This is a genomic window from Actinoplanes sichuanensis, from assembly GCF_033097365.1.
Taxonomy (GTDB): domain Bacteria; phylum Actinomycetota; class Actinomycetes; order Mycobacteriales; family Micromonosporaceae; genus Actinoplanes; species Actinoplanes sichuanensis.
On the sequence record NZ_AP028461.1, the window covers coordinates 9,197,101 to 9,208,766 of the forward strand.

The following is an 11,666-nucleotide window of genomic DNA, read 5'->3' on the forward strand; positions in this document are numbered from 1 at the left end:
GTACGGAAACCTGGGGTGCACAAACGAGCGCGGAACTGGCAAGATTCGCGCAGTAGTGAGCATCGATTCGCCAGTCGGCGCGCGCACGACACCATCGAGCGCGGGCTGGCGTGCAAACCTTCGCCGGGCCTACCGGCGCAACTAGTGTGCAGGAATAGAGACCCCGGTCACGGCAGAGGAGCCGCCCTCATGAGCGAGACACTGGAGAACCTGTCCTCGGAGACGCGGCAGTTCCCGCCGCCCGCCGACCTTGCGGCGAACGCCAATGTGCAGGCCGACGCCTACCAGGAGGCCGCCGACGACCGGCTCGCCTTCTGGGCGAAGCAGGCCGAGCGTCTGGCCTGGAGCAAGCCGTGGGACCAGATCCTGGACTGGTCGAACCCCCCGTTCGCGAAGTGGTTCGTCGGTGGCGAACTGAACCTCGCCTACAACTGTGTGGACCGGCACGTCGAGGCCGGCCTCGGTGATCGCGTCGCCATCCACTGGGAGGGCGAGCCCGGCGACACCCGTACCGTCACCTACGCCGAGCTGCTGAAGCTCGTCAGCCAGGCGGCCAACACCCTGACCGACCTCGGTGTGACCGCGGGCGACCGGGTGATGATCTACCTGCCGATGATCCCGGAGGCCGCGGTCGCGATGCTGGCCTGCGCCCGGATCGGCGCCACCCACAGCGTGGTGTTCGGCGGCTTCTCGGTGGACGCGCTGTCCACCCGGATCGACGACGCCGACGCCAAGGTGGTGATCACCGCGGACGGTGGCTACCGCCGGGGCAAGCCGTCGGCACTGAAACCGACCGTGGACGAGGCGGTGGCCCGTACCAACCGCATCGAGCACGTGCTCGTGGTCCGCCGGACCGGCCAGGAGGTCGCCTGGACCGACAAGGACAAGTGGTGGCACGAGACGGTCGAGCAGGCCAGCCCTTCGCATGAGGCGCAGCCGTTCGACTCGGAGCACCCGCTCTTCATCCTCTACACCTCGGGCACGACCGGTAAGCCGAAGGGCATCCTGCACACCACCGGTGGCTACCTGACCCAGGCGTCGTACACCCACCACGCCGTCTTCGACCTGAAGCCGGAGACCGACGTCTACTGGTGCACCGCCGACATCGGCTGGGTGACCGGGCACTCGTACATCGTCTACGGCCCGCTCTCCAACGGCGCGACCCAGGTGATGTACGAGGGCACGCCGGACACCCCGGACCGAGGCCGGTTCTGGCAGATCGTCGACAAGTACAAGGTGTCGATCCTCTACACCGCGCCGACCCTGATCCGCACCATGATGAAGTGGGGCGACGACATCCCCGCCAAGTACGACCTGTCGTCGCTGCGGGTCCTCGGCAGTGTGGGTGAGCCGATCAACCCGGAGGCCTGGATCTGGTATCGGGAGCACGTCGGCCGGGAGCGGACCCCGATCGTGGACACCTGGTGGCAGACCGAGACCGGCGCGATCATGATCTCGCCGCTGCCCGGTGTGACCGCCGCGAAGCCGGGTTCGGCGATGACCGCGCTGCCCGGCATCACCGCGGACGTGATCGACGACCAGGCCCAGTCGGTGCCCAACGGCGGTGGCGGCTTCCTGGTGCTGCGTGACCCGTGGCCGTCGATGCTGCGCACGATCTGGGGCGACGACCAGCGGTTCCTGGACACGTACTGGTCGCGGTTCGGCGCCGGTGCGGGTGTCGGTGACGAGTGGATCTACTTCGCCGGTGACGGTGCGAAGAAGGACGACGACGGCGCACTCTGGCTGCTCGGCCGGGTCGACGACGTGATGCTGGTGTCCGGTCACAACATCTCCACCACCGAGGTCGAGTCGGCGCTGGTGTCGCACCCGTCGGTGGCCGAGGCGGCGGTGGTCGGCGCGACCGACCCGACGACGGGCCAGGCGATCGTCGCGTTCACCATTCCGCGGGGCAATGTGGACACTTCGGGCGATGCCGGCGAGGCACTGATCAAGGATCTGCGCGACCACGTGGCCAAGACACTCGGCCCGATCGCCAAGCCGCGTCAGATCATGCTCGTTCCCGAACTGCCGAAGACCCGGTCCGGAAAGATCATGCGGCGACTGCTGCGTGACGTGGCGGAGAACCGGTCGCTCGGTGACGTCCAGACACTTCAGGACTCAACCGTGATGGATCTGATCTCCTCGGGACTGAAGACGGCCAAACCGGAAGACTGACGACGATTAATAAAGGCTGGTGACAGAACTATGTCACCAGCCTTTTGTCGTATTTGCCGGTCCCCGTGCTATGGCCGGACCATATTGGGTAACCATTGGTCATCAATATGCTTGGTGATCCCCGAACATCGTTTGGTTTGCATACGTTCACCTGAGTCCCGAACGACGGGACCGTTTCACGCCGGACGCCCGTACCCCAGTGATCCGGCTGGCGAAAGCGGAGGTAAACGTAGTGCGCAAGGTGGTCGCAGGACTGCTCGGCGCCGTGGTCGTGTCCAGCGTCGGTGCGATGGCACCGATGATGGCCGTGGCGGCGCCACCCTCGGACTCAGCCCCGGCTGCGCCCGCTAGCGAATCCGCTCACCTCGACGACCATGACATGCCCAACCCGCTCGAAGAGAAGCGCCGCGCCCTGCGCGAGCAGGCGGTCTCCGAGGTGGTCAGCGGCAAGGCCAAGGTCGAGACCGTGAACGGAAGCCGGGTCGTCAACCTGGGCAAGACCTATGGAAACGGCGGCTTCGGGCACCCGGGCAAGAACCAGTACGTCGAACTGGCTCGGGAGAAGACCGACAAGATCTTCGTCATCCTGACCGAGTTCGGTAACGAGCGGCACCCGAACTTCCCGGACAAGGACACGACGACGCAGTTCGCCGGCCCCTCGACCTTCGAGGGCCCGCTGCACAACGCGATTCCGGAGCCGGACCGGAAGGTGGACAACTCCACCATCTGGCAGGCGGACTACTCGCCCGACTACTTCCGGAAGCTGTACTTCGGCACCGGCAAGAACGTCGAGTCGGTCAAGACCTACTTCGAGGAGCAGTCCTCGGGTCGCTACAGCGTCGACGGCCAGGTCTCCGACTGGGTCAAGGTCAAGTACAACGAGGCGCGGTACGGCCGGTCCAGCGACAACCCGACCGACGCCAACGGTGACGACCCCGCCGTCTGCGCGAGCAGCAACTGCACCAACGTGTGGGAGCTGGTCAAGGACGGCGTGAACCAGTGGTACGCGGACCAGCTTGCGGCCGGCAAGACCGAGGCCCAGGTCAACGCCGCGCTCGCCGAGTACGACGTCTACGACCGTTACGACTACAACGGCAACGGTAACTTCAACGAGCCCGACGGTTACCTGGACCACTTCCAGATCGTCCACTCCGGCGGCGACCAGGCCGACGGCGACCCGTACCAGGGTGAGGACGCGATCTGGAGCCACCGCTGGTACGCCTACTCCAGCAGCGCCGGCGTGACCGGCCCGGCGTTCAACAAGCTCGGTGGCGCCAAGGTCGGCAGCAGCAACCTGTGGGTCGGTGACTACACCGTCCAGCCCGAGAACGGCGGCCTCAGCGTCTTCGTTCACGAGTACACCCACGACCTCGGTCTGCCGGACGACTACGACACCAGTGGTCTGGGCGACAACAACAGCGAGTACTGGACGCTGATGGCGCAGAGCCGTCTCAGCGCCAAGAACGACCAGGGCATCGGCACGCGGCCGGGCGACCTGGGCGCGTGGAACAAGCTCCAGCTCGGGTGGCTGAACTACGAGACGGTCAAGGCCGGCCAGAAGAAGGTCGTCAACCTCGGCCCCGAGGAGTACAACACCAAGAAGAAGCAGGCCATCGTGGTCAACCTGCCGGACAAGCCGGTGACCACCGACCTGGGTGCCCCGTTCGCCGGCAGCAAGCAGTTCTTCTCCGGCAACGCCGACGACCTGAACGTCTCGCTGTCGAAGTCGATCGACCTCACCGGCAAGACCTCGGGCAGCGTCTCGCTCAAGGGCCGGTACGCGATCGAGCTCGACTACGACTACCTCTACGCCGAGGTGTCGACCGACGGTGGCGCGAACTGGACCAAGCTCGACGGCACCGCGGGCGGTGCCCCGTTCGTCAAGGACGGCGCGGGCGCTCCGGCGATCAGTGGCTCCTCCAACGGCGCCTGGGTCGACGTCAACGTGCCGCTGAACGCGTACGCGGGTCAGAAGTTCGACTTCCGCCTGCACTACGTGACCGATGGTGGTGTCTCCGAGGGCGGCTTCTTCGGTGACGAGCTGACCATCACCGCCGATGGCGCGGTCGTCTCCACCGAGGGCGCCGAGGGCACCTCGACCTGGACCGCGAACGGGTTCTCGATCGTGGGTGCCACCAGCACCGCGAACTACCCGAACTACTACATCGCCGGTTACCGCAGCTACACCTCGTACGACAAGTACCTGGCGACCGGCCCGTACAACTTCGGCTTCGCGAACACCAAGCCGGACTGGGTGGAGCACTACAACTACCAGACCGGTCTGCTGATCTCGTACTGGGACACCTCGCAGGTCGACAACAACACCAACGAGCACCCGGGTACGGGCCGCAACCTGTACATCGACGCTCACCCGAAGCCGGTCCTCAACCCGACCGGTGTCCCGTGGCGGGCCCGGGTCCAGGTGTACGACGCTCCGTTCAGCCTCTACCCGACTGACGGAATGACCCTGCACCTGAACGGCGCGAAGTCGGTCATCAAGCCGCAGTTCGGTGACCCGATCTTCAACGACAAGGACAAGTACTTCTACGAGGAGCTGCCGAACCACGGCGTCAAGCTCCCCGCCGTCGGCGTCAAGCTGGCCGTCCTGAGCCAGGTCGGCACCTCGATGACGGTGGCCGTTTACTGATCCACGTACGACAACGGCGCCCGGGGCAACCCGGGCGCCGTTCGTGTTTCACGGAACCGGGTACACCCGCGATTCGTCCTATCTTCTACGCCTTACGCGGGAAGGATGAGCTTCATGCGCACTCAAGCAACGTTCCGGATCGGCCTGGCCGTCGTGGCCGGGGCGATCATCGCCGGTTGCGCGAACAGTTCGGGCTCACCGGCCACGCCCTCTTCTTCGGTGTCCTCCCCCGGCAGCGCTCCGGTGCCCTCCACGGCCCCCTCCTCGCCCCCGGCGCCCGTTCCGACCACCGAGTCGACGACGCCCGCGGGCACGCCGCCCACCGGGAAGCCACTGCCGACGATCACGTTGACCGACAAGCCGCCCAAGGAGCCCACCGACCAGCAGCCGAACACCGGCTGGGTGGCCGGGATGGTCACTCGCGGCGGCAAGGGTCCGTGTTACGGCTTGATCGCCGACGACGGCCAGCGGTACGCCCTCTACTCCACCGCCGGCATCGAACTGGCCCAAGGCTCCCGGGTGAAGGTGAAGCTGGAGACGACCCCGCTGCGCATCTACTGCGGGCCGGGCACGTTGATGGCGATGACCGAGGCCGACCCGGTCAAATGATCACGGTGTGGCTCCATTTCACCACCGTTCGACGTCGTCCGTGACAGCGGAGCCTAGGCTTACGACATGGGTGGTCGGGTGGACGAGTCGTGCGTGCTGACGGAGGGGCCGTGGTCGCACCGTTTCGTCGGCGCCAACGGCTCCCGGTTCCACGTCGCTGAGGTCGGCACCGGCCCGCTCGTTCTCTTCCTGCACGGCTTCCCCGAGTTCTGGTGGGCCTGGCACGACATCATGGTCCGGGTCGCCGACGCCGGTTTCCGGGCGGCGGCGATCGACCTGCGTGGCTACGGTGCGAGCGACAAACCCCCGCGGGGGTATGACGGTTACACGATGGCCGCCGACGTCACCGGCCTGATCCGCGCCCTCGGTGAGCGGTCGGCGACCGTGGTCGGAGCCGGCGCGGGCGGCATGATCGGCTGGGCCGCCGCCTCGTTCCACCCCAAGCTGGTGAACAGGCTCGTGGTGCTCGGTGCCGCCCATCCGCTGCGGTTGCGGGCCGCGCTCTTCGCCGACCCGCGGGGGCAGCTCTCCGCCTCGTCGACTGTCGTGCGCTTCCAGGTGCCCCGCTTCGAGCACGTGCTGACGCGTGACGACGCGGCCCTGGTCGGCGAGCTGATGACCAGGTGGAGCAGCCCGCGCTGGGCGGCCACCCCGGAGTTCGACGACTATGTGGCGCGCTGCCGAGAGGCCATGCAGATCCCGCAGGCGTCGTTCTGCGCCCTGGAGGCGTACCGCTGGGTGGCCCGGAGTGCGTTGCGGCTCCAGGGCTACCGGTTCGTGAAGCTCATGCAGCGCCCGTCGAGTGTGCCGACACTTCAGTTGCACGGTGCGCTGGACACGGCTGTGCTGCCCCGTACCGCGCAGGGTTCCGGACGTTACGTGACCGCCCCGTACGAGTGGCGGCTGTTGCCCGATGCCGGGCACTTCCTGCACCAGGAAGCCCCGGACGTGGTGACCGGCGAGATCCTCAGGTGGCTCAAAACCCCGTCCTGATTTTCCGCTTATGATCACCTTAAGTGGCCATTAATAGATCAACTAGGGCATCAATCTGTCCTATTCTCACCGTCGGTTGCGGTTGATACCGCTTCCCGACTGTGACTTCCCCACCCATCCCCACCAGATCAGGGTCGGCCCGGTCCCCCAACCCGGGCCGGCCACGATCTCCGGATGCCGGGGCCGAACCCCTTTCGTCATCGGCCCCGGCATCCGGCAAAGGCACCGCGTCACTCCCGGGCATCCCCTGCAACGCCCGTGAGTGACGACCGGTTCCGGCCGTCCCACCGGTGCGCGGCGACCATTACCTTCTCTCCTCAGGTCGCCGAACATCCGGGAACGGTCGACGGGCTCCCCACCTCCCAGGCGGGGAGCCCAACCTTTTCCACAGAGTTATCCACAGGCTGGCAACCATCGCATCAGCCCGGCGGGCGCGCTTCGGCCCGGAGGGGCCGGAGCCTCGCGGGGTAGGTCCGGGGACGTGTGGATGCGGTTGGGGGCCGATGGCCGTACCAGATGGGGTCAGATTCGGTGTTCGTAGCGGTCTCGGACCTCGTGGGCCGGAGCCCATCCCTGATAGACGCCGTAGTCGAACTCTTCGAGGCCGAGCTGGCGGGCCACCGGCGCGCGGCCGCCCGTGTACTCCAGACGCAGCCAGGCATCGGCTTCGGCGAGGACGATGAACGGCTCGCCGCGCCAGGTGCACAGGGTGCGGACGTAGGCCATTTCGTCGTACTCGTCCGGTTCCAGGACGCGGACGTAACGGCCCGGCTTAGTCTCCTCGAAGCCGTCACCCGGGGAGGCGCTGTAGATGCGGACATTGTCGCCATCAGGGGCCGCGTCGTACTCCCGGCCCTGCCAGGTGACCACGTAACCGTCGCGCATCGTTACTCACCCACCCGGCGCCACTGAGGGCCGTCCGCGTCGAAGATCGCCATCATCCGCTCGTTGCCGTCCACGTCGATGCTCCACAGCTGCGCGCCGTGCGGCAGGCGGACACTGTCCACCTTGAACTCGGCGATGACGTCCCGGCCCTCGCCCGGCGCGAATCCGTTGCCACGGAACGGCGGACGCTCTATCACCCAGCCGTCCATGGCGCGCAGAGCCTGCTCGTTCTGGCCACCGTAGGGGATCCGGTAGAGGCTCGGCCGATACGCCGGCCACCGCAACACGAACGCCTCTTTGGCGTCCGGCTGGAACGGTGACGAGTCGTAGTAGAGCCCGAGGGCACCGAACAACTCGGCCGGGGTACTCAGGTGCTCGACCTCGGACGCCCGGTGCACGAAACCGGCCACCCGGTCGTAACCCCGGTCGAGGTAGTAATCGACCTGCTCGGCGGCGATCGTCTTCTGCATGACGGTGGCCTGCTGGGCCTCGTCGCTGGCCGGTTGGGGCGCCGGCACCGGGGCGGGCTGCGTCTCGGTCACCGGCGCCTCGGCCGGTTCGGCGCCGAGACCGGCCTCGGTGGCCCAGTTGGCCAGCGCGATGATCTGCGCACCGGGGTACTTGGCGCCGACCGGAGTGCCCGGGTTCACCGCGAACGACCACGCCGGGTCCGGCCAGTTGCGAATCAGCTCGTAGAAGCGGACCCCGACCGTCCGGGTCGGCTCGCCGAAGTGATCGGAGAGCCGGTCCTTGCTGGTGAACACGATCAGGTAGCGCTCGCCGTCGACCTCCTCCGGCAGGAACGCGAAACCGGACTCGCCGGGCGCACTACCGGGACGGGAGTGGCTGGCGACCGGCACCAGGACCTGAGCCAGCAGCAGCGTGGACAGGAACACGTCGGTGTTGCCGGTGTCCGCGGCGTCCTGCAACTCCTGCTCGACCTCGTTGGCCGGCACGAAATCCGTGCCGGACGGGCCCCGGGAACCGGTGGCCGACCCGGAGACGCCGAGGTTGGACGCGCCGGTCGGGGTGTAACCGCCGGTTGCGACGGGCAGCGCCTGGGTCGCGAAGGCCGGGCCCGACAACGCCTGCGTGGCATACGCCGACGCCGGGCTGCCCTGCGGCGGAAGCCCGTAGGCCGGACCGGGCGCGGGCTGGGTGTACGCCTGCGGCGCGGCCGGGGCCGGGTAACCGGAACCGGAACCGGACGGATAGGCGGTGGCGCCACCGGCACCCGGGATCACCGGCGGCAGCAGGTTCGTCATCGTCGTCGCCGCGGGCGACTCGGCCTCCGGCCGAGGGGTGATCGACGGCGCCGGACCTGACGGCCCGAAACGGTCGGCGGCGGACGGCGGGGCCTGACGGTCCCATGCCGGAGGCTCAGCGGGGGTACGGGCTCCGAGCGCCTGTGCCGCGGCGGCCATCGAAGTGGGCCGCTCGGACGGCGGCGTGACCTGGCGGCGCGGCAGGGCCCCACCCGGCCCACCGGAGCCGGGAGCCGATGCGGGCGGACTGACCGGCTGCTGAGCCGGCGGGCCACCGAATGCCGGAGCCGAAGCCGGACTGACCGGCTGCTGCGCTGGCGGGCCGCCGAAAGCCGGACTGGTCGGTTGCTGCGCCGACGGGCCTCCGAAAGCCGGAGCCGAAGCCGGACTGACCGCCTGTTGCGCCGACGGACCACCGAAGGCGGGCGCCGACCCTCCGAAGGCCGAAGCCGCTCCCCCGGTGGACGACGGCGATCCGCCGAAACCCGGGGTGGGTGAGCCATAGGACGGGGGCGCCGACACGGGAGCGCCGGGCGGTGGAGCGGCCGGGCGGATCGCGGGACCCGCACCGGAGCCGCCGGTGGCGTTGGCGACATTCGACGAGGCCGGCACGAACCCGGCCATGCTGGTCATCGGACCGCCGCCGGTCGACTGCCCAGGCTGCCGCCGCGGCAGGGCACCACCGGGACCGGACCCGGCCGGCGCACTCGCAGGCGGCCCACCGAACTGCGGCGCACTCGCGGGCGGCCCACTCATCGGCGCTGCACTCGCAGGCGGCCCACCGAACTGTGGTGCACCGGCCGGGCCGCCGAAGGACTGCCCACCACCGGGACCACCGAACGACGGAGCACCGCCGGGACCACCGAAGGACGGAGCGCCTGCCGGCGGAGCGCTCGCCGGAGCGGCACCGGCGGGCGGAGCGTAGGGAGGCGCGCTGGCCGGCTGTGTGCCCTGCTTCCCGGCCCAGGCCGGGTCGACCGGGGCCTCAGCCGGGTTGTAGGGCGTCACGTGCTCGGGCACCGGCGGCGTGTTGGCCATCGGTGTACGAACCGGTAGGGGTGCGCCCAGGTCTTGGAGAGGACCGCGAGGGTCTTCGTCCGGCCGGAACGGCATGCCCGGCTTCTCCCAGCCGGGAGTGGCCATCCCGGCGCCGCCACGCGTCGGCGGAGCAGCCGGAACCTGCGGAGCGGCCGGTGCCGGCGGAACCACGGGAGGCGCATAGGCCGCTGGAGCGACCGGCGGCGCATAGGCGGCCGGAGCGGGCGGCGGCGCATAGGCCGCAGGTGTCGCCGCCGGGGCGGACGGGCTGCGCACCGGCAGGCCGCTCGGCGAGGTCCCGCTGGGGGTACGCACCGGGAGCCCACCCGGACCCATCGGTGGCGTGTTGCCCACCGGGGGGATCGGGGCCACCGCGGGAGCGACCGGAGGGGCCGGCGGAGCACTGACCGGAGCCGGTGGAGCCGACGGGACGGTCGGAGCCGACGAAGCGGCAGTCGCCGCGGCCGGCTCGGGCTCGTAGGTCGGACCACCGACCGCGCTCTCGCCACCCGCCCGGCTGGCCGCCAGCGCGGCCGCACCCAGCTCCTGGATCTTCGAGGTGGGGTGCGCCTCACGACCCGGGCCACGGGTGGGCAGCCGCAGGTCGCCCCGGGCGAGCTGGGCCACGAACCAGGCCGGCAGGTAGCCCTCGATCGGCAGACCGGGGTTGACGGCGAGCCACCACTCGAGGTTGGGCCAGGTGTTGGCCAACTCCGAATACGGCACTCGGCGGGCCGAGCCGGTGTAGTCGGCCAGGCAGGACTGCAGCGCGGCGTTCGACGTGAACGCCAGCACGTGGGTGCGACCGCCGGTACTCCACGTGCCCCAGCCCATCGGCGCAGTGCCGGCTAGAACCTCAGCGGAGACCGGTAACAGAAGGTCGACACCGGCGAGAATGCGGAAGTAGGACTCCTGGTCGTCGGTGCGCAACGCATCGCGCATCGCAGCCTCGGCGTCCGTAGCCGGTTCCCACTCGGACACGTCCACCTCTCCCCACGCGTGTCAACGAGCCAACTCAACGCGTATAACCTACAAGGTCAGGCCACAATCACAATGGGCGGCGGCATGCTGACCGTCAGGTTGGGCCTACGACGCCTCCGGAAACGAGCCGTCCGGGCCCCGCGGCATGCACCGATGGCTCGATGTGATCACCCAACAACCGATGGTAACCGCGGGATCCGGCGACGCCATTTACGCGAACGGGCGACCCGATCGGCTCATCGGCTCACTGGAACCGGTTGGCCGCGGCCCGCTCGGTGTCCTGGTAGTCGTCGTGCGACCGCTCCAGCGCCGAACCGATCTCGGCCAGGATGATCTGCAGGTCCTTGGAGGCCGCCTGCCACGTGCGCTGGCGGATGTCGTAGGCATCCTGAGCCGCGCCGGACCAGGTGCCCTGCAGCTTCTTGCCCTCGCTCTCCAGGTACTCGAGGTCGGCGGTCAGCTTGTTCACCGCCTTCGCGATGTCCAGGCGCGCCTGGTGGAGCGAGTTGAAGTTGACGAGCAGGTGTCCGTCGTTCATGACTTCCTCCGGTAGATCAGAGCGGCAGGGTGAACTGGCCGCCGGTCCGGCCGATGCTGGACGCGGCCTCGGTGTCGGAACGCTCGTAGCTGGCACCGGACGTACGGATACCCTCGGCGGTCTCGGCGAGAGCGTCGTTGAGCCGCTTGAGGTCGCCCGCATACCGCGTCTTGACGTCCTCGAACGCCAGCGCGCCCTGACCCTTCCACCCGGCGCTGAGGCCCTCCAGCTCCCGCATCAGCGTGCTGAGCATGCTCTGGAGCGAACCGTTGATCCGTTCGAACTCGTTGGCGGTACTCGCCATCTGTGCGGACTGGCTCTCAGTCTGCGACATCCTGACGTCACCCCTTTCCCAAATCTGATCCGTTGTGGACCACCGGTCGCATCGACGCGGGCCACCAGGTTAGCCGCTCACGAGCAGGCCGGCGGCCCGCCGCGAAATAACAGCGACGACGTTAGCGGCCCGGTACGAGCTCCGTCTGCCCCGAGACGCCAACCTGTGGATAACTCCGCACGCGGGCAGTAGAGCTGTGGA

General features: G+C 68.7%; 8 protein-coding genes. 4 read left to right on the plus strand and 4 right to left on the minus strand.

Annotated elements, in window-relative coordinates:
* The first annotated feature begins 189 nt into the window (after positions 1-189).
* From acs to Q0Z83_RS42295, 4 genes are all read left to right on the plus strand, one after another.
* On the plus strand, positions 190-2,175 hold the full coding sequence (gene acs / locus Q0Z83_RS42280) for an acetate--CoA ligase (RefSeq protein WP_317789053.1): 1,986 nt from the start codon (positions 190-192) through the stop codon (positions 2,173-2,175).
* A gap of 289 nt (positions 2,176-2,464) precedes the next feature.
* Positions 2,465-4,822, plus strand: a complete 2,358-nt coding sequence (locus Q0Z83_RS42285; protein ID WP_317797274.1) for an immune inhibitor A domain-containing protein — start codon at positions 2,465-2,467, stop codon at positions 4,820-4,822.
* Positions 4,823-4,936: 114 nt separating this feature from the next.
* Positions 4,937-5,431, plus strand: coding sequence for a hypothetical protein (locus Q0Z83_RS42290; RefSeq protein WP_317789054.1), 495 nt, complete (start codon positions 4,937-4,939; stop codon positions 5,429-5,431).
* 66 nt (positions 5,432-5,497) lie between these two features.
* Positions 5,498-6,424, plus strand: coding sequence for an alpha/beta fold hydrolase (locus Q0Z83_RS42295; RefSeq protein WP_317789055.1), 927 nt, complete (start codon positions 5,498-5,500; stop codon positions 6,422-6,424).
* Between the two features lie 522 nt (positions 6,425-6,946).
* On the opposite strand, the gene Q0Z83_RS42300 is transcribed toward Q0Z83_RS42295, so the two are convergent.
* The 4 genes from Q0Z83_RS42300 to Q0Z83_RS42315 all read right to left on the minus strand — a co-directional run bounded on the left by Q0Z83_RS42300 (position 6,947) and on the right by Q0Z83_RS42315 (position 11,465).
* Positions 6,947-7,309 carry a hypothetical protein gene (locus tag Q0Z83_RS42300; protein ID WP_317789056.1) on the minus strand — a complete coding sequence of 121 codons (363 nt, stop codon included), beginning with the start codon at positions 7,307-7,309 and terminating at the stop codon, positions 6,947-6,949.
* Positions 7,310-7,311: 2 nt separating this feature from the next.
* Positions 7,312-10,593, minus strand: coding sequence for an SseB family protein (locus tag Q0Z83_RS42305; RefSeq protein WP_317789057.1), 3,282 nt, complete (start codon positions 10,591-10,593; stop codon positions 7,312-7,314).
* Positions 10,594-10,837: 244 nt separating this feature from the next.
* Positions 10,838-11,131 carry a WXG100 family type VII secretion target gene (locus tag Q0Z83_RS42310; protein ID WP_317789059.1) on the minus strand — a complete coding sequence of 98 codons (294 nt, stop codon included), beginning with the start codon at positions 11,129-11,131 and terminating at the stop codon, positions 10,838-10,840.
* A gap of 16 nt (positions 11,132-11,147) precedes the next feature.
* Positions 11,148-11,465 (minus strand): WXG100 family type VII secretion target, encoded by a 318-nt coding sequence (locus tag Q0Z83_RS42315; RefSeq protein WP_317789060.1) that lies wholly within the window; start codon positions 11,463-11,465, stop codon positions 11,148-11,150.
* Between the last annotated feature and the right edge of the window lie 201 nt (positions 11,466-11,666).

Excerpts from the sequence above, each read along its gene's own strand:
- acs (WP_317789053.1), top strand. The coding sequence starts at position 190 with ATGAGCGAGACACTGGAGAACCTGTCCTCGGAGACGCGGCAGTTCCCG.
- Q0Z83_RS42285 (WP_317797274.1), top strand. The coding sequence starts at position 2,465 with ATGGCACCGATGATGGCCGTGGCGGCGCCACCCTCGGACTCAGCCCCG.
- Q0Z83_RS42290 (WP_317789054.1), top strand. The coding sequence starts at position 4,937 with ATGCGCACTCAAGCAACGTTCCGGATCGGCCTGGCCGTCGTGGCCGGG.
- Q0Z83_RS42295 (WP_317789055.1), top strand. The coding sequence starts at position 5,498 with ATGGGTGGTCGGGTGGACGAGTCGTGCGTGCTGACGGAGGGGCCGTGG.
- Q0Z83_RS42300 (WP_317789056.1), bottom strand. The coding sequence starts at position 7,309 with ATGCGCGACGGTTACGTGGTCACCTGGCAGGGCCGGGAGTACGACGCG.
- Q0Z83_RS42310 (WP_317789059.1), bottom strand. The coding sequence starts at position 11,131 with ATGAACGACGGACACCTGCTCGTCAACTTCAACTCGCTCCACCAGGCG.
- Q0Z83_RS42315 (WP_317789060.1), bottom strand. The coding sequence starts at position 11,465 with ATGTCGCAGACTGAGAGCCAGTCCGCACAGATGGCGAGTACCGCCAAC.